The 18,606-nt window shown below is 31.7% G+C and carries 16 protein-coding genes and 1 pseudogene; 1 reads left to right on the forward strand and 16 read right to left on the reverse strand.

What is annotated here, in order from left to right:
- Positions 1–74: 74 nt before the first annotated feature.
- From IGJ24_RS11545 to IGJ24_RS11620, 16 genes and pseudogenes are all read right to left on the reverse strand, one after another.
- The gene (locus IGJ24_RS11545) at positions 75–302 is read right to left on the reverse strand and encodes a hypothetical protein (RefSeq protein ID WP_002380886.1); all 228 of its coding nucleotides are present in this window, start codon (positions 300–302) and stop codon (positions 75–77) included.
- 90 nt (positions 303–392) lie between these two features.
- Positions 393–593 (reverse strand): cold-shock protein, encoded by a 201-nt coding sequence (locus IGJ24_RS11550; protein ID WP_002371724.1) that lies wholly within the window; start codon positions 591–593, stop codon positions 393–395.
- 747 nt (positions 594–1,340) lie between these two features.
- The gene (locus tag IGJ24_RS11555) at positions 1,341–2,138 is read right to left on the reverse strand and encodes a GH25 family lysozyme (RefSeq protein ID WP_010711495.1); all 798 of its coding nucleotides are present in this window, start codon (positions 2,136–2,138) and stop codon (positions 1,341–1,343) included.
- Positions 2,139–2,192: 54 nt separating this feature from the next.
- Positions 2,193–2,690: a PepSY domain-containing protein gene (locus IGJ24_RS11560; RefSeq protein WP_010711496.1), complete on the reverse strand. Its 498-nt coding sequence runs from the start codon at positions 2,688–2,690 to the stop codon at positions 2,193–2,195.
- Positions 2,691–3,718: 1,028 nt separating this feature from the next.
- Positions 3,719–4,498, reverse strand: coding sequence for a TraX family protein (locus tag IGJ24_RS11565; protein WP_010777939.1), 780 nt, complete (start codon positions 4,496–4,498; stop codon positions 3,719–3,721).
- Between the two features lie 143 nt (positions 4,499–4,641).
- Positions 4,642–6,504, reverse strand: coding sequence for a bacterial Ig-like domain-containing protein (locus IGJ24_RS11570; RefSeq protein WP_202255092.1), 1,863 nt, complete (start codon positions 6,502–6,504; stop codon positions 4,642–4,644).
- Positions 6,505–6,874: 370 nt separating this feature from the next.
- Positions 6,875–8,245, reverse strand: a complete 1,371-nt coding sequence (locus tag IGJ24_RS11575; protein WP_010827776.1) for a lytic polysaccharide monooxygenase — start codon at positions 8,243–8,245, stop codon at positions 6,875–6,877.
- 72 nt (positions 8,246–8,317) lie between these two features.
- Positions 8,318–10,207, reverse strand: a complete 1,890-nt coding sequence (locus IGJ24_RS11580) for a bacterial Ig-like domain-containing protein (protein ID WP_289855589.1) — start codon at positions 10,205–10,207, stop codon at positions 8,318–8,320.
- Between the two features lie 15 nt (positions 10,208–10,222).
- A complete protein-coding gene (locus IGJ24_RS11585; RefSeq protein WP_131769122.1) occupies positions 10,223–11,227 on the reverse strand; it encodes a DUF916 and DUF3324 domain-containing protein in 1,005 nt (334 codons plus the stop codon).
- Entirely contained in the window at positions 11,224–11,538 is a 315-nt protein-coding gene (locus IGJ24_RS11590) for an LPXTG cell wall anchor domain-containing protein (RefSeq protein ID WP_202255096.1), read from the reverse strand. The genes IGJ24_RS11585 and IGJ24_RS11590 overlap by 4 nt, the downstream gene beginning before the upstream one ends.
- An 89-nt stretch (positions 11,539–11,627) precedes the next feature.
- Positions 11,628–12,305, reverse strand: a complete 678-nt coding sequence (locus IGJ24_RS11595) for a WxL domain-containing protein (RefSeq protein ID WP_010815605.1) — start codon at positions 12,303–12,305, stop codon at positions 11,628–11,630.
- Positions 12,306–12,943: 638 nt separating this feature from the next.
- Complete coding sequence (locus tag IGJ24_RS11600; protein ID WP_279259475.1) at positions 12,944–14,422, reverse strand: helix-turn-helix domain-containing protein; 1,479 nt, start codon at positions 14,420–14,422, stop codon at positions 12,944–12,946.
- A 339-nt stretch (positions 14,423–14,761) separates the two neighbouring features.
- Entirely contained in the window at positions 14,762–15,400 is a 639-nt protein-coding gene (locus tag IGJ24_RS11605; protein ID WP_010712825.1) for a histidine phosphatase family protein, read from the reverse strand.
- Positions 15,393–15,980: pseudogene (locus tag IGJ24_RS11610) on the reverse strand (acyltransferase). The gene IGJ24_RS11605 and the pseudogene IGJ24_RS11610 overlap by 8 nt, the downstream one beginning before the upstream one ends.
- A gap of 2 nt (positions 15,981–15,982) precedes the next feature.
- Positions 15,983–16,732 (reverse strand): carboxymuconolactone decarboxylase family protein, encoded by a 750-nt coding sequence (locus tag IGJ24_RS11615; protein WP_002365247.1) that lies wholly within the window; start codon positions 16,730–16,732, stop codon positions 15,983–15,985.
- A gap of 13 nt (positions 16,733–16,745) precedes the next feature.
- Positions 16,746–17,750, reverse strand: coding sequence for an alpha/beta hydrolase (locus tag IGJ24_RS11620; RefSeq protein WP_373465613.1), 1,005 nt, complete (start codon positions 17,748–17,750; stop codon positions 16,746–16,748).
- A gap of 82 nt (positions 17,751–17,832) precedes the next feature.
- On the opposite strand from IGJ24_RS11620, the gene IGJ24_RS11625 reads away from it, so the two are divergent.
- The gene (locus IGJ24_RS11625; protein ID WP_002401936.1) at positions 17,833–18,273 is read left to right on the forward strand and encodes a MerR family transcriptional regulator; all 441 of its coding nucleotides are present in this window, start codon (positions 17,833–17,835) and stop codon (positions 18,271–18,273) included.
- Positions 18,274–18,606: the final 333 nt, after the last annotated feature.

The following is an 18,606-nucleotide window of genomic DNA, read 5'->3' on the forward strand; positions in this document are numbered from 1 at the left end:
AGTATAACTACTAGTTAATACTAGTTTGCATAAAGTTTTTTAGATTTTAATAATTCATTAATAGTAACTATTTATCATTCATGCTTAGATCCATATAATTTGTCATATCCAATCACAATTGTTTCATTTTTTTCTTTATGACCTTTGATGCTGTCCAATTCTATAATTGCTGAATTGGTCAATAAATCTTTTATCTTACCACTTCTTATTTCTTTTCTATACATAAAAGACACATGTTGATTTTCAGAAAATTGTTTACTACTTTCAGAAGGCACACTTGGTTTCCATCCATTAAATCCCATATAATTTCCTCTTTTCTGTAATTTCAAATTCTTTCATACAATAAATATTAAAAAATAACGGATCAAAAATTGATCCGTTATTACTCGTAATTAAGCTTTTGCGATATTAGTGGCTTGTGGCCCACGCGGACCTTCTTCAGTATCAAACGTTACGGTTTGTCCTTCATCTAAAGTTTTAAATCCATCTGTTTGGATAGCTGAAAAATGGGCAAATACATCATTGCCATCTTCACCTGTAATAAATCCAAAACCTTTGTCTGCGTTAAACCATTTTACTGTACCATTGTTCATGAATATTTCCTCCTAGTGCACTAAATCATGCAAATTATTGCAAAAAATGTTGAGTGGTAAAAGGAGAAGTATAGTTTTTAGATGTATAACTCAAATTACTTATCAAAATTGATTACTTGTTCACTATAACACATTAATAAGGAATAAACAAAACTAAGTCTTCTTGAAATAATTTAGATAGTACTTAATTCGAATTTATTAAGATTCAATTACATTTATAAATAAAAGTAACTAATATGAAAATTAATGTTAGAATTTACTTGTATCAGAAAGTAGGTGTTCATATGAATACTAATTTTTTCCAATAAAAGTTTACTCTTTAAACTACAATCTATATTCTTCACGTTCAAAAGCTTTTTTAACAAAAAAAATAAACAATAATCAAACAGTTGATCCTTTCTATGCCGTTTTAAATTTAAGGGAGATAAAAAATATTGAATTACGTTTATCCATATTAGATATTGATATTGATAAATATAAGAGCCTTGATCACGCAATTAATCGTTGCAAGGAACTCATGTATATGTATAAGTAGTAAAAAAAATTTTATTCACTAATCGAATAGATTTTGCTCTAAAAACACTATTATTTGCCAATAGTGCTTTTATTTTAGACTTCACTTATATTAATGGAATTAACTTTATTCAAATTATAAACAACTAAAATAAAAAGAAGACCAAAAATCGTAAAAAGATTTTCAGTCTTCTTTTTTATGATTTTTAACCCTTATGTCCTAATCTCTTTTATTCACTTAGTCGTAAAGCGTCCTAAGTAATCCACGTTGAAATCAAAGTTAATTCCAGGAACAAAATCAAAAGAGCCTTGACTACTCCATTGCCAAGCAGCTGTATCTGTGTGTAGTAAGTTATTAGCACTTGGGTTCGCCGGCCATTCTGCTACCCAACTATTTTCTTTACCTAAAACGTCATATTCCATCCAATTATTATTGAACCAACTAGCGCTAGAATAATGGACAACATTTTTGAAGCCACGTTTTGCTAATTGATCTCTAAAGTAGACAGAAACTTTTGTGGCATCTGCGTTAATCATTGGCGTGGTTTCTGCATCATTAACCATGACGCTATTTGGGGATAGCCCTAATTCTTCTGCGTAATCCGCATAGTAATTGGCTTGATCAATTGCTTCTTGTTGATTTTCAAACCAAGAAAAATGATACGTTGAAACAGTTAGACCTGCTTTTTTAGCATTGGTAATTTGACAAGGGGCTAACGGGTTTTTGTAGGTTGTTCCTTCAGTTAATTTGACTACTACGCCTTTAATTCCCATGTTTTTCATCTTTTGAAATTGTTCTACAGAAATCTCTCCATTGTGAGAGGAAATATCGATAAAATCCACTCTCGGAGGTGTTTCACTGAGACTACGTTTACTTCTTAGCAAGGGTTGATTGACAGGGTCATTTTGAGCAAAACTTCCTAATTCATAGTTACTCGTCACGATATTTTTTGCTTCTGCTGGAACACTCGTTATAAGACCTCCAAAAGTTAGTCCTATTCCTAAAATAAATAACTTAGCTGAACTTTTCATTTAACCATTCCCTTCCTTTTTGTTACATGTTACATAATTTATAACACTTATAAATTATTTTGCACTTAATAGAACTCTTTCAGAGCCTGTGTTTGTCTTAACATTGATATCATAAACTAATGTTCCGTCTTTTTTTTCTAATCGCCAATCCAATACTCGTGGAGAAATCCCTCCTACCTTGTTTTTAGCTTCTTCTAGAACTTTTTTTGTAGATTTAGTCCCTTCAAGCTCTTTTGCATTAAATGGTTCTTTATTATTCTCTCCACCGCTAGTAATGCTTTCTTTTTTTACTTTTTCGTTTTGTGGATTTATATATATTTTTTCAGTCTTGTTAACAAACATATACTCATATTCTTTAGAGCTTTCACCAATGTCAAAGTTAATAGACAGAATTTCTGAATTATTCGTATTTTTTTGGTAAATATTTGCTGCGTCTTCAACAGTTACCTTATAGTTTGTGTTTGTTACCTCATCCTTACCCAATCCACAGCCAGTAAAAACAACGATCCCTCCTAACATTGCTACGACAAAAAAGATTCTTTTTAAATTCAATACAGTCAGCTCCTAACCTATATTTATCATGATATTATATCTAAAAATGGTAATTAGTTTTATTAAAGTTTGATACTTTATAATTTGTAGTAATTTCTCAAACTATAATTGTCAATCATCATTGTAACTTCTTCTTTTGTCTTAGGATTCACTTCTTTTAATTCTTTAGCTAATTCCTCGAAATTTTTTATAGTTCTATAAGACATATTAGTGAATATAAGGAATGGATCTATCTCTTGTTTTACACGATTCCGATATTTGGATGCTGTAGTAGTAGATATTCGTCCATTAGACATTTTTTCAATAGAATAAGACGAGATCATTGGATTCCTGAGTAATTCAATAATATCTTTTTTCATACACATACTTTTTTAGTCCTTTCTTTGATAATCTAATTGGAAGTTTATATAAAATAAATTTTATTTATCTATTTTAAATATTTTCCATTTACTGGTGCCTGATAGACAAGATCACATACATCCAGAAGAGAAAATAAATTTCATATTTTTATAATCACTTATTATTTAAGTTACTAATAATCAATACTCATTTTCAAAAATAGTCATCATGATTTTCGCAATGTGCCTTAATCCCGATGAAAATAATTGCTATCATCGAAACAAATTTTAATGATAGTATGAATAACAACCTAAGTTCTCCTTTATCTATTTATCTTTCAACAGGTTTTATATCAACTTTCCTTAATTTCAAAGTACTTAATCTTATTAAAATATATTCAAGGTGCACTTGTCTATTGAACAATATGACATTCTGCTAACAAAAATGAAAGATTGACTCTAAGTCCATACTAATAGTTTTGCTACAATATTTTGAAATGAACTATTCCGTGATACTATAATTTCAGTAGAAAGTGGAAATACATGAAGTACACCTTTTATTGTTTTTCTCAAAAGTATTACCAATTTAGTTTAAGAATAATAACATATAAAATTCAGGATTTAACGACTACAGACACTCACTCATAGATTTCTTTATATGGGTTAACAAATTTTAATTCTGAACTGTTCCTATTGGCGAAGTAGAAAAGAAAGAATGGCAAATAAGATAATATGTGCAGGGTAAAAATAATAGAAGAAACTTTTTAACCCCTTTCCTTTTTCTCCGTTATATAAAATAATAGGAATTGCTGAGAAGAACATCATCCATTGATAGTTACTAGAAAATAAATCTGAAAAACCGTTTGCTGCTGCTGAAATAAAAGACACAATTCCTAATGATAAAACCTGAAAGTGTTTTTTTGCATGAAATATATAGAACAATACTCCTAATATTACCATCAAAAACCCACCTTCTGTAACAAATAAAGATGGTAAAAATAAGGTGTATAGTTGTAAACTAATCATCTTTATCGTACTCATTTCACCTATTGTAAATATAAATGAAATTAATCCTATTAAGATAGGAATGATGAACCAAAAGAAACTTGCAACAAATTTTCTTTCTTTAAGATATGCAATAGATTGCATATAAACTGTTCCTAAAAATAATGTACTAAAAACATTATTTGCTATAATTTCTCCATTAACCACAAAGTATTGATTCAATACTAGATTTATTAAATTCATTATCCAAAAGCCTACGAGTAATCGCAACATATATTTTTTTCGATTACTCGTATGAACAAAACCTTCAGAACTTTCAAATAAAAAAATAGGGGCGGTAATTCTTCCAACCCAATGGAACCATAATGGAACTCCTAAAAAATTGAAAAATTCTGCTAAGTGATCAATTACCATTGTAATCAATCCGATAATCTTTAATTGAAATCCTGTTAAATATTTCTTCATATTTACAAGCCTCACTATCAGTTTCTCAAGTCTATCAAGAAGTTGAAATTCTAACTTCTTGATAGCTTCTTTACTTACATTTATTTCAAAAATATATCTTTGTTCTTGATCATATATATTATTCGTTTAAATGATCTTTGTTTCTAAACCAAGTCGCCATTAACACTTTGTCCTGGTACATCTAGTAGTGTCCAATGCAATGTTGATTCATAATTGCCTTTTTTATTTTCTGGCGGAATGGACAAAGTTATTTCTTTTGTTTCCAATTTATTTTTCCAACGACCTTTACCTTTTGTTTTTGTTCCATGCATTAAAATACTCGCTTTTCCATTTGCTTCTAATTGACAGTCATATTGAGTAGGTTCCTCTGTTTCTAAATCAGATTCTAATTTTCCCTTCGGAATATACAAGCTCACTCCTTTCAAAATACTTTTACTATTCTTTTTATCTAAAAACGGAGATAGTTCAACTTGTAATTGCCAATCTTTTCCCATGATTGAAGGGGTTTCTAAGTCAATTGTTGGATTTTCTTTCTTATTAACTACTGATTTATTTATTGATACAAGAATGTGATCTTCAAAGTCAAAGTACGGCACCTGTTTAATAGTAAATGGCTCTTCTTTTACGGTTACTGTAATTTTATTACTATTGACCCACTTGTTGTATGCATTTAGTACCGCGATTTCTACAATATGCTTTCCCGGTTTACTAGTATCTATTTCTCTGACTTTTTCTTGACCATCTATCCAGATACATTCTACTTCTTCTGGTTTAATGGGATTTTCATCTTTGTCTACTACATTTTTGAAAACACTTCCTAAGTCCCATTTCTGCCCTACATATAACTCTGTGTCTTTTAATTCTGCTTTTGTTTGGTCTTCTTTTACTGTTACTGTAACCTTATTACTATATACCAACTCGTTATTTGCCTTCAATACAGCGATTTGTACAGTATGCTTACCTGGTTTACTGGTATCTATTTCTCTTGTTTTCTTTCCATCTATCCAGATATATTCTACTTCTTCTAGTTTAATGGGATTTCCATCTTTGTCTACTACATTTTTGAAAACACTTCCTAAGTCCCATTTCTGCCCTACATATAACTCTGTGTCTTTTAATTCTGCTTTTGTTTGGTCTTTTTTTACTGTAACTTGAGCATAAGAATACACATTTTTCAATTTACCTTTAAAAGTATATTTAATTTTGTAAATACCTGGTTTAGATGTATCGACTTCATTAGCATTTTCAACAGTAACACGTGAGTCTTCATATGGAAAAAATTTTCCCTCTTCGTCCGTTGCAGTGACAAAATTATCTTTAGGATTCCATTTTTGACCAATATATAATGTACTAGATTTTGTGCTGATACTACTCCTGTCTTTCTTAACGGTTATCTTAAAGTACTGTGAATTAACCATTTTAAATTTCCCTTTAAGAAATAACACGGCACTATAAACACCAGGTTTTTCTTTATCCTGCCCAAACGTTCTAAAAGTAATACGTGGATCATTCCAATAGATAGGATTTCCTTCTTCATCTGTTGCACTTAGAAAACTATGTTTAATAATTGAATTCGGATCTCCTTCATACATTGTAATATCTTTTGCCTTAATACTTGTCCTATCTTTTTTTACTATCACTTTAGAAGATCCCTTTACATCACCTTCTGAATATGAATATGAATAGCCAACCTCTGCAGTACTGCCTACCTTGCTTGTATCGATGGAATTATTTATCCAGTAAAACTTTACTTTTTCAAAAGGTGCACTATTTCCATTTTCATCTATTAACCCAATAAATATATCTCTAAAACTAAACTTGTCTCCTTCAATAACAAAGTAAGGGTCCTGTACCGATATTACTGGAGTCTGTTTAAATATATTATAAGTACTGTCTTCATACTTCTCTGACTGTTCTGTAGTTATAATGTTAGCTGTTTCCGCAAAAGATACTGTTCCATAAAAAAAAAATATATAAATTAATATACTATATAAAGTCTTTCTCATCTTTCTCTTCACCTCAATTCAAACAACGAATAACTACAAAGTATTGATTCAATACTAGATTTATTAAATTCATTACCCAAAAGCCTACGAGTAATCGTAACATTATTTTTCCGATTACTCGTATAGATGAAATCTTTCTGAGCTTTCCAATAAAAAATAAGGGGCTTAATTCTTCCTATTCAATGAAACCATTGTGGAATTCCTAAAAAACAAAAAAATTCTGCTAAGTAATCAGTTACCATTGTGATTAATCCGATAATCTTTAATTGAAATCCTGTTAAATATTTTTTCACATTCAAAATACTCACTATTAATTTTTTATACAATATTTCATAACCGTAAATTGTAGATTGGACTAACTTCTCTAATTTTAATATTTAGTCTTAAATAAACTAGATGCTTCTTCCGGATTCCATGAACCATCTCCATAATTGTAATGGGTCACTAAAGAAATATAAATTTTACCTTTATATGAAACAATATCACCTTTTGTATATAATTCAGGTTTAGTGAATGAACCAACTTTAAACTCTCTTAAAGTTTCAGGATTAGAATTACTTGACGATTTTGTAGATACTGTAAGTTCGTTACTCATGTCAGATTCAATTCCGTCGTTACTGATTGCTTTTACTGTATATTTATATTTTGTAGTTGCATTTAAACTTTTATCTTTATATTGAATATCAGATGTTTTACCAATTAAGTTATCATCTCTGTATACTAAGTATTCTTTAATGCCAATCGGATGTGTCGACTTATTCCACATAAGCGAAATTGTACTATCTGTTTCACCCATCGAGTGCAATCCGCTAGGTGCAATTGGTTTCTCTTGAGCGTCTTCGCTAAGGGTTTTAGCAACAATCTGATCACTTTTCTCTGATAGTTTTTCTGCTTGACCAATTGCCTGAATTTCATATTTATATTCAGTTGATGCATTTAAATTGCTATCTTCAAATAGATTTTCTTTTACTGTAGCAATTTTAACTCCGTCTCTATAGACATTATACTTTTCTGCTGTAGTTTGAGCATCCCAAGATAATGAAACAGTACTCTTAGTGACATTTGTTACTTTTACATTTGTCGGTTTGCTAGGAAACACAGGAACTTCAGAATTTTTAACATTTACATCAATCACGTTGTAAAACGCATTAGACGTATCTGCGACGTCCCAAACGGCTAATATAACGTGGTATCCCATTCTGTTTTGAGGAACATTAATTGTATGGCTTAGATTGTTTGATGCGGATGATCCATCATGCTCAATTGTTCCAATAAGTTCAAGTTCATCTCTATTCAATGGTGCATTCTGATTCCACCCAGATTTAGTCATGTAGTAATGCCACTTTGTTGTTCTGTGAGGCGCTGTGTAGTGCCAAGTAAATGTATTAACTCCAGTGTTAATATCAGTTTTCTTCCATCTGTCGCTTGATTGGTTATCTAGTACAAAGTCTCCGATTTGTCCGAAGCCGCCATTGGCAGATGCAATACGGCCATCTGATGGTCCTTCTTTGGGAAATCCTTTAGGTGCTTCTAATGATTGTGGATTAGTAATAACATTTCCATACATATTAAGTGCAGCTGTCCACCCCACAGCTTCTTTGTCTAACTGACCTTGGTAACCTCGTGCTGGAGGGGTTTCTACATATCCATGTGCTAATGCAGATTCTGAATTTAAAATTAGCCCAGCACCCAATAAAATTGATGTTGCAAATAGACTGTTTAATAATTTTCTTTTGTTCATCTTATTTCTCCTTTTGATATTTGTTATAGTTGGTTTAGTAAATTATATCCAGATGAAGTAGTTATTTTTTTATTATCCAGGTACATCCAATAGTGTCCAATGTAATGTTGATTCATAGTTACCTGTTTTATTTTCTGATGGTATAGACAAGGTTATTCCTTTTGTTTCCAATTTATTTTTCCAACGACCTTTACCTTTTGTTTTTGTTCCATGCATTAAAATACTCGCTTTTCCATTTGCTTCTAATTGACAGTCATATTGAGTAGGTTCCTCTGTTTCTAAATCAGATTCTAGTTTCCCCTTTGGAATAAATAAGCTCACTCCTTTCAAAATACTTTTACTATTCTTTTTATCTAGAAACGGAGATAGTTCAACTTGCAAATGCCAATCTTTGCCATTAATTGAAGGGGTTTCTACTTCAATTATAGGTTCTTCTTTCTTATTAACTACTGATTTATTTGTTGATACAAGAATATGATCTTCAAAGTCAAAGTATGGCACCTGTTTAATAGTAAATGGTTCTTCTTTTACTGTTACAGTAACTTCATTACTATGTGCCCATTCATAAGCATGGCCAACGTCAGCTGCATTTCGTATAGCAATTGAAACAGTATGCGTACCTGGCTTATTAGTATCTATCAATTCTTTTGTTTTATTTTCACGTAAATCAATTTGTTTTCCGTCTATATATACCCAGGGTACTTGCTCGAGTTTAATTGGATTTCCGTCTTTATCTATCGCATATTTGAAGACACTTCCTAAGCCCCATTTCTGACCTACATATAACTCTGTGTCTTTTAATTCTGCTTTTGTTTTGTCCTCTTTTACTTTTACTGTAACTTCATTACTATATACCCACTCGTCATTTTCCTTCAATATAGCAATTTTTACAGTATGCTTACCCGGTTTACTGGTATCTATTTCTCTTGTCTTATTTCCATCTATCCAAACATAGTTTACTTTTTCTGGTTTTATTGGGTTTCCATCTTTATCTACTACATTCTTAAAGACACTTCCTAAGTCCCATTTCTGGCCTACGTATAACTCTGTATCTTTTAATTCTGCTTTTGTTTGGTCTTCTTTTATTGTTACTGTAACTTTATTACTGTAGCTCCACTCATTATTTGCCTTCAATACAGCGATTTGTACAGTATGCTTACCTGGCTTACTGGTATCTATTTCTCTTGTTTCTTGATCATCTATCCAAACACGTTCTATTTCTTCTGGTTTAATGGGATTCCCATCTTTGTCTACTACATTCTTAAAGATACTTCCTAAGTCCCATTTCTGGCCTACGTGTAACTCTGTATCTTTTAATTCTGCTTTTGTTTGGTCTTCTTTTACTGTTACTTTAAATGTAGAGGACACTTCTTTATTTTGTTCTTTATTTTGTCCTTTCAAAGTATATCTGCGATAGTAGACACCGGGTACGTTTGTATCAATGGATGCATTATTAGTCTTAATTCGATCATCATTCCAATAAACAGGATCTGAATCTTCATCATTTGCTCTCACAAAGTTAGTCACTGGATCCCATATTTCTCCTTGGTATATTGTACTATTTTGTGTTTGCAAGATTAAATCATATGCAACTTTAATAGTTGCACGATAAGTTATAAAAGGGTCCTTTTCCCAATATAATAGAGCTACTGCTGTATTACCCTTTTTGCTTGTGTCAAGGGCTTTATCCTCCCATTTATATTTAATTTCAAAAAAAGGAACCTTAAAACCTTCTTCATCCGTTGCATCTAAAACAACCTTTATGTGATTAAAAACCTCTCCTTCATCGATATAATACGGATTTATTATTTGCATATCATGAAGTCCATAACGAAGTGTATTGTCATAAGATTCTATTATTTTTGCTTGAGTAGATACGGTCTCTATTTCCGAAAAAACCACCTCTTCTTGTTTAATAGAAAAAATCAGCACAAATAGAAGTAATATAAATTTTTTTCTCATATGAGTAGTTCTACCTCACTTTCTCTTAATTATTTTTAACAGTAAATAGATAATAATCCCTACAGTTAAAATAAGCATGAGCGCTAAAACATACACTATATAATTATTTTTATTGGTTGAATCTTTTATATTGACTGCGTCTTCATTATATTTTTTTACATTATCTTTTATCTCAAGCTCTTTAGTAAACGACCACTTGTGACCTACCTTATCAACTGCGTTTAATTTCAATCTATATTTACCTGGTTGGAATGCTTGATTGTCCCATGAAATTGGAAAGTTATAGTTTGAGTTTGGAGCCATTGATTGATTGTTTTTGACCGTTTTATGAAGGACTTCTGTACCATTTTCTTTATAGACTTCAGCGGTAACAGTCATATCTGTAATCATTGTCGCAGCCGTATTTTGAAGATTCGAAAACAATGTCGTTCGATAATTATTTAAACCAGGCTCCACTGTGTTTAGTTTTAATTCTGGCGTTACTTTTTTCTCTGTTTCTGTCAGCTGTAACCCGATGACATAAGAATAGTCATTTTTGATTTGAACTTTCTGATTCGTAGAAGCTTCTTTATCTTTCTTATGAATATGGAAACCGCCTAAAAGAATTCCTTCAAATTTTTGTTCAGGCATTGTGATAGTATAGGGTACTTCTTTTTTTTCTTTACTATTCAACTTTACGGTTTGGTCACCTGTGATAAGTTCTTTTAAATCGTAAGCTAAACTACTATCTTTTCTTTCTTTTGTTCCTTTATAATCAATGACACCATTGTCATTCGTTTGTGCTGCATGATAATTCACTTCTAATTCAATTGGGTTTTCGGAATGGTTTTCAAAGGTAATGCTGATTGTTTGCTTTTGTTTAGGTTGCATGAATAAATCGAAATACGTATGTTCATCGTTTCGCTGATTTTCTGGTAAGTTTGCCTTGACGCTATATGCCATATCCGCTGCATAGGCTCCATCGACCGGTAATATTGTAATAAAACAAATGATACAGAGTGAATAGATGATTTTTCTCATAAGTTATTCCTCCTATGTTTTCTTCTCATTGATAGAATAATAGCACTTAGAAAAAATGCTAACATACCCAATATAAATAATAGTCCACTCATTTTTGAACCCGTACTAGGCAAAAGTGTTTTTGAACTTCTATCAAAAGCCATCTTCTGAGAATTTTTACTTTCCGTCTGTTCTTGCTTCTCTGAGCTTTCTACAAATGTAATTGTAACTTGACTCTCAGCATTTGATTTTTGTTGTGTATTAGAAGCGTATCCATCCTCTTTGATTAAAAATCCACTTAATATAACTAAGAGTACTACTAGCTTTTTCATATTTATTCACCTCTAACTAATCTATATGATGTATGTAATTTACTCTCTAAAGCTAATAACTAGTTATTAGCTTTAGAGAATCTATTTTATTAAGCTGGTGCATCGGTTAATTCCCAACGGATAACGCTTGAATAGTTTTGTTTAGCTTTCGCTGAACCAGCTGGTACTTTTAATTGTACATTCGCATTATCATCTTTTGTTCCAGAAAATACATCTAGCCAGGTCCCCATGCCTTGATCTGTTCCCGCTTGCATAATTACTTGCATGTCTTTGTTCAAGTTGACATCATATCCTAGAGGTTTTTCAGACACATTTCCACTTATTGATTTAATGCTACCGTTTTTTAAAGAGAGTTCTGCTCCTTTTAATATTTTTGTCTTATCTTCATTGCTAAATTCATCAATAGATGCTTTTAGTGTCCAACCAGCTCCAGTGCCTCGCCGGTCAGTTACCTGTACATAAGGATGTTCTGTCTTCGCATTATAAATAGCTTCTTTCTCTTTAATTTCCTGTTCTCCGAAATCAATGCTAGAAACATGATCAATTGTAAGAGGTCCAGTATTTCCTGTACCAGGTACTTCTGGGTCTGGATTTGGTTTTTCCGGATCAGTGGGATCTACTGGGGGTATCGGTTCAGTAGTTTCACCTGCAACTGTCTTTACTGTACTTTTTGATTCCGCATCACTTTTCATTTCCGCATGTGTAGTTTGAACGCCAACGAAAAGTGAAGTAATAAGTAAACTGGTTCCTAAAAATAGTTTTTTCATACGTATATTTCTCCTCCTGTTTTGTTTGTCTTTTAAAAGTGCTAAATGGTTTTCACTCTTTCTTTGTATGGACAAGAATTATCCTCAAAATAACTTGTCTGTCATAGCATAGTTGTTCGCTACACATAATGACTTTTTCGTGTGTAATTTATTTTATTCCTCCTTTACTTTAATAAGATAACCAAACACATATGTCAGTTTGTACTTGCTTCAAAAATAAAAATAGGGGGAATTTTCTTATACATCTACTATGGATAGAGTAATATTTTGTGCTTACACACTGGACATATATGTTTGGTATACACCTATTTATCCTTATGAGATACAGTATTTAATGATAGTAACTGCCTAAAATCATAGTGTTGACTTATTATTTACTTGGTATATGAATCTTTATCCTTTATCAAACAGTTGCCTAAATAAATAGATGATTATGTGTATACTGATACCTCACAAAAAAAATAGCATCTTTTTCCGCCAAAGTCTTATCTTGTTTTTTTAGTTTTGTTACTTTTTGGATAAAAACCTGTCTGATAGTCTAAGTCGAAAGACTAGTCTTCTGTGATAACTAGTAAGGTGCAGCTGTATATTGATACACAAAAAAACCTCAAATTTATTAATTGAGGTTTCGCTTAAATTTATTTAGTATTTAAAATACTGTTAACATATTCAACGATGGAAGAACACCAAGTATGTGGATCTAAAGCATGACGAATTAAAAAATAAGTTTTTTCTTTAAAAGAGATCGAAGGGGTATCAGAAATAATAATATCTGCCAATTCATAACTTTCCACTATTTCTAAAATTTTTGTACTATATCTGTGTTTTAATGCATTTACAACAATCATTCTGTCTTCTGAATGATGTTGGAATTCAACGTATATTTTTAGAGGCTGTTCCACAGCTAACTTCACATAACTAGTGACTAAAGGAATTAGGCTATATTTTAATTTTGCGTATGACCTTTCATTTTGATAACCATAAAAATATTTATCAAATAATACTTCAACACGCCTATCAACAACACCTTTAAATTCTACAGTATGTCTCTCAAACATAAACTGGTGCAACCCTAAATGATGAACAACAACTAACCTTTTACATAACGTATATAGCAGTTCATAGTAACAATCTTGAGATATCGAAAAGTTTTGTTTTATATCCTCTAGAAAATACATACACGTTTGTATGATTTCATTTTTTTCAAGTGTCGTATAATTCTTTCCAACTAGAATTTTCTGATTTCTATCACGTAATTCTTGTATGAAATAATGAACCATGAATAAGAAATGAAGGTTTCGATCATCATTTAATACGTCGATAGTTTGATTTATATAAAATGGAAATTCACCATCGTTATCCATCAGTTCACCTATTTCAATAATATTTTTAGATAGGCAAAATAAGGGGTCCTTAACGTGAGAGGTTATTTTATAGATTGCTAAAAGATTCAAAATTTTATCTCTATTACAGTCGCTGAGTAACTCTAAGCTATCTAAAATTTTTGTGGGCTGGTAAGACAACACCACTTCTTTTTCACTGTCTTGAAATACCCAATCATTTTCATGGGAAACCAACATGACTAATAAATAGTGGAAAATTATTTTAGAAGATTCCCTCCCCTCAAGATAGAGATCAGATTTATTAACTTTCACTAATTTTAAATCTGTTTCTAAGTAATAGAAAAAATTTTTCAATCTTTTTATTATTTTATAAGTATAAGAATCACTATAGAACAAGTGATCAGCTAATTCTTGCAAACAAAAATAGCGTTGCTCTAATACGAATAGCAATGCTTTGTAAACACTTGAAGAAAGTAAATATTTTTTTCTTAACTGCATAAGCAACATTGTATAAGTTGCCTCATTTATTTCAGAATTAAATGAAACAAACTTATCTTTAACTACTATTATATTGTTAACCTTATCAAAGAAGTGAAGGCTTTTGACTTCTTCATCCAATACTTTTAGGACTCTCTTTAATTCATTTTTAGAAACTTGGCAGAGGTTTTCCAGCTCATTCATTTGTTTGCCTCTAGGATACAGATTATAAACTACAACCAAGCTCTTTAATTGCGTTTGGCTTAATACAAGATTTTTTAATTTATCTAGTTTCATATAAATTCTCCTTCTTATCAGCTATATTTTGAGTTGTATATACCAAAAATAAGATTCCAATAAAGATAGGATTCAAATACGAAGTACTAAATCAACAAAATTTTAGAACATCAACCACTATACTTGATGTGTAGTCCTAATACAATAGATAAAAAGATTTAAACATATATCAATTTTGTAAGTTATTTAAATGAGACCTAATATTATTCATACTAAAATACACGATTGAACAAACATTAAGAGTGTATGTTTGTTCAATCGTGTACGGATGATTTATAGTTAATCTTCTTTTGAAAAAAGGAAAATATTTACATCCAAAAATTATACATAAAAAAACATTTAAACTAAATTAGAGAAATCATGATTTATCGCTTGTAAAAATACAAAACTATTATTTTTATACCCAAACTCTAAAATACAACAATTTGAAAATTTTATCTTCGAAACTTTTTCATACGCTAGCCATTTTTGAATAAATAGATACATAGCTCCCCCATGGCTAACTGCCAAAACGTTCTGATTGTTTTCTTGTTCCATAATTTTAGTAAGTCCTTCGTTTATTCTTTCCTGCACCACTTTTGAAGACTCTCCGCCATAAGGCACAAAAGAATCACCATATGAAGTTTCCCCAATAGGTCTTTTAGGGTTTAAATATTCTCTTTCTCCTTCAAATATACCAAAATTCCATTCTTTTAGTTCCTTCATTCGCTTATATTTTTTATTTCCTATAATTATCTCTAGTGTATCTGATGCACGCTCTTGTGTAGAGGAATAATAAGCATCTAATTTAATATTACGATTTTGGAAGTACTCTTTTGCAATTCTTGCTTGTTTTATTCCTACTTCAGTCAAAGGTGAGTCACTTGCTCCTTGAATTTTCCCTAATTTATTAAATAGCGTTTCACCATGTCGCATAAGATAAAGTTTCTTCATATTATCAGTCTCATCTGCTTTTGACTTTGTTGTTTTATCAATCATTACCATCCTCTTCCTTATCTATTAATTTTAGCACACGAGCGGGAACGCCACCTACTACAGTGTAGGGTGGAACATCTTTTGTGACGACCGCACCTGCTGCAACTACTGACCACTCACCAATCGTTACACCTGAAGTAATCGTAGCATTTGAACTAATCCATACGTTATTTTTTAACACAATTGGCGCATAATGATTTTTACGTTTATTCTTTGGAAATAGGTCGTGATTAATTGTAGCAAGTACTACATTATGTCCTATAAATACACCATCACCAATCACAATCCCACCTTGGTCTTGGAAATGTGTCCCTGAGTTTATAAAGACATTTTTGCCAAGTGTAATGTTTTTACCAAAGTCCGTATAAAAAGGTGGAAATATACGAAAAGTTTCATCTACTTTTTTTCCAATCAAGTAACTCATAATTTCTCGTAATTCCTCTTCTGAATGATACTTGGTATTCATTTATATTCCAATTTTTATCGCTTCTTGATAAAGCTCCTCAGCATACGCATCTCGCTCTAAATCAACAGGAGCATCACTTCTGTACCCATTAATAACATCTTCAATACTTACTTTCATTATTAACACTCCTTTAGACTATCATAAAATTCATTTTTAACAGGCTCTAGCCATTCGTTTGATGTTTCTACCCCAGGCACTTCAATCGCTAAGTGGCTAAACCACCGATCTTTCTTTGCACCGTGCCAATGCTTTACATTGGCAGGTATTGTAATGGTATCCCCTGGCTTCAGGCTTTGTGCTTCTTTTCCTTCTTCTTGATACCAACCTTCACCATCTACGCATATCAAGATTTGGCCTCCTCCTGATTTCGCATGATGAATATGCCAATTATTACGGCAAGCTGGTTCAAACGTGACATTGGCAATAAACACTGTTTCTTTTGGATCAGTCAATGGTTTCAAATAACTTTGACCAATAAAGTATTCTGAATAAGCTGTGTTTAATTCCCCTTGACCAAACAATCCCCCATGTTCTTCTTTGTTATGGTCCTCCACATACACTTCTTTCGCCAATCGAAACGCTGCCCAAGCATTCGGCCATCCTGCATAAAATGAAAGATGTGTTAATAATTCAGCCATTTCTGTCTTAGTTACACCATTTTTCCGAGCAGTTTCCAGATGATAGTTCAAAGATGAATCGATAACTCCCTTTGAAATGAGCGCCGTTATTGTCACAATAGAACGCATTTTCAAAGAAAGTTTATCTTCTCTTGCCCATACTTGACCAAACAACACATCATCATTCAGCTCAGCAAATTTGGGTGCAAATTCACCTAAAACATCTCTTCCAGCAGTTTGTTTCTCAATCATTTACAAATTCCTCCTATCTTACTTCCAAATTTTGATAAAAAAATTCGGTCATTTTATCAAATGGAATGATGTCTATTTTGTCGTAGAGATCAGTGTGTGTTGCTTTAGGAATAATTAGCAACTCCTTGTTATCTCCTTGCAACTTCTTAAAAGCGTCTTCTGCGAAATATCGAGAATGAGCTTTTTCACCATGAATAATTAACACCGCACTAAAAATCTCATCACTATAAGACAGAAATTTAGTATTTAACAATGAAAGAGCAGACGTCATATTCCAACCTTCATTTGAGTTCAACGATCGCTTATGATAGCCGCGGTCTGTTTTGTAATAATCGAAATAATCTTTAATATAATAAGGCGCACTTTCTGACAAACTATCTGGAACACCACCCGAACGAGCATAATCCCCATTTTTGAAATCTTCAATACGTTGTGCATTGAGTTGTTGACGCATTTCATATCGACCATCTACATCAATAGAATCAAAATAACCATTAGCTGTTACACGAGACATATCATACATAGTCGAAACAACGGTTGCTTTTACTCTTGTATCAATTGCAGCTGCATTTAGTGCCATGCCGCCCCAACCGCAAATACCAATAATTCCAATTTTATCCTGAGCAACATTTTTTTGGACCGACAAGAAATCAACAGCCGCTTGGAAATCCTCAGTGTTAATATCGCCAGAAGCAACATTACGTGGGATCCCTCCACTTTCTCCAGTAAATGACGGATCAAAAGCTATCGTCAAAAAGCCCCGTTCTGCCATTGTTTGAGCATAAAGTCCTGATGATTGTTCTTTAACTGCCCCGAACGGACCGCACACAGCAATTGCAGGAAACTCTTCCGCTTGTCTTTTTGGTTCATATAAATCAGCAACTAGAGCTATTCCAAATCGATTAGTAAAAGTCACTTTACGATGATTAACCTTATCGCTTTTTTGGAATACCTTATCCCATTTTTGAATCATTGTAGTATCTTCTAGCATCCTTGCTTTCCCTCCTATAGTTGACATTTAATTTTTTTAATAATACAATCTTACTACCTAAACTTAACTTTAGGTCAAGTCTGATTATAAAAATTTTTCAGGAGGAGCTATGACAGCATATTCAATCGGCGAAATATCAAAAATGTTTAACATTCCAGTTTCAACTCTCCGCTATTATGATAAAGAAGGATTATTTCCTGAAATAACGCGTGTTTCCGGTATTCGAAAATTTTCTAATAACGAAATTGAAGCTTTAAGAGTGATTGAGTGTTTGAAGAAATCTGGATTAGAAATTAAAGATATTAAACAATTTATGAAATGGACAAAATTAGGGTCAGAAACTTTCAAAATTCGAAAAGAACTATTTGAACGACAAAAAGTAAGCGTAGAAAAAGAATTGCGACAAATGGAAAAAGTTCTTGATATGATTAAATTTAAATGCTGGTACTACGATGAAGTCCTTAAGCAAGGGAACGAGGTGGCTGTTAAATCAAAAATTCCAAATAACTTACCAAAAGAGGTAAAACTTTATTACGAAAACTCTCATTAATTTGAAACGATTGTACATTTAATGAGTTAATCTAAACAAAAAAACAAACGTTATTTAAATTAGTAGAGTAGATTTGTCACTAGCACTTTAATTTTCATAGACTACACTATTTAACTAAGTTCAAAAAGCAACAACTGCTAGCAGCAGAGCTAACAATCGTTGCTTTTTGAACTTATTTACTATACAAACAAAAACATTAAAAACCAGTATTATCTATACTTTCCAAAAAAACTACTATACAAAAACATAATTATTTTATATTTACTATAATTTAAACTACAGTCTGAGCTTATTATAATTCATTCTTTTATCGTACAACATTAAATATTCTAA

Origin of the sequence: Enterococcus sp. DIV0546 (genome assembly GCF_051712785.1) — a bacterium.
GTDB classification, from domain to species: domain Bacteria; phylum Bacillota; class Bacilli; order Lactobacillales; family Enterococcaceae; genus Enterococcus; species Enterococcus faecalis.

Coding starts and splice junctions, on each gene's coding strand:
- IGJ24_RS11625 (WP_002401936.1), top strand. CDS start 17,833: ATGACAGCATATTCAATCGGCGAAATATCAAAAATGTTTAACATTCCA.
- IGJ24_RS11620 (WP_373465613.1), bottom strand. CDS start 17,750: ATGTCAACTATAGGAGGGAAAGCAAGGATGCTAGAAGATACTACAATG.
- IGJ24_RS11585 (WP_131769122.1), bottom strand. CDS start 11,227: ATGAGAAAAATCATCTATTCACTCTGTATCATTTGTTTTATTACAATA.
- IGJ24_RS11600 (WP_279259475.1), bottom strand. CDS start 14,422: ATGAAACTAGATAAATTAAAAAATCTTGTATTAAGCCAAACGCAATTA.
- IGJ24_RS11590 (WP_202255096.1), bottom strand. CDS start 11,538: ATGAAAAAGCTAGTAGTACTCTTAGTTATATTAAGTGGATTTTTAATC.
- IGJ24_RS11565 (WP_010777939.1), bottom strand. CDS start 4,498: ATGAAGAAATATTTAACAGGATTTCAATTAAAGATTATCGGATTGATT.
- IGJ24_RS11545 (WP_002380886.1), bottom strand. CDS start 302: ATGGGATTTAATGGATGGAAACCAAGTGTGCCTTCTGAAAGTAGTAAA.
- IGJ24_RS11575 (WP_010827776.1), bottom strand. CDS start 8,245: ATGAACAAAAGAAAATTATTAAACAGTCTATTTGCAACATCAATTTTA.
- IGJ24_RS11615 (WP_002365247.1), bottom strand. CDS start 16,732: ATGATTGAGAAACAAACTGCTGGAAGAGATGTTTTAGGTGAATTTGCA.
- IGJ24_RS11580 (WP_289855589.1), bottom strand. CDS start 10,207: ATGAGAAAAAAATTTATATTACTTCTATTTGTGCTGATTTTTTCTATT.
- IGJ24_RS11550 (WP_002371724.1), bottom strand. CDS start 593: ATGAACAATGGTACAGTAAAATGGTTTAACGCAGACAAAGGTTTTGGA.
- IGJ24_RS11570 (WP_202255092.1), bottom strand. CDS start 6,504: ATGAGAAAGACTTTATATAGTATATTAATTTATATATTTTTTTTTTAT.
- IGJ24_RS11595 (WP_010815605.1), bottom strand. CDS start 12,305: ATGAAAAAACTATTTTTAGGAACCAGTTTACTTATTACTTCACTTTTC.
- IGJ24_RS11555 (WP_010711495.1), bottom strand. CDS start 2,138: ATGAAAAGTTCAGCTAAGTTATTTATTTTAGGAATAGGACTAACTTTT.
- IGJ24_RS11605 (WP_010712825.1), bottom strand. CDS start 15,400: ATGATTGATAAAACAACAAAGTCAAAAGCAGATGAGACTGATAATATG.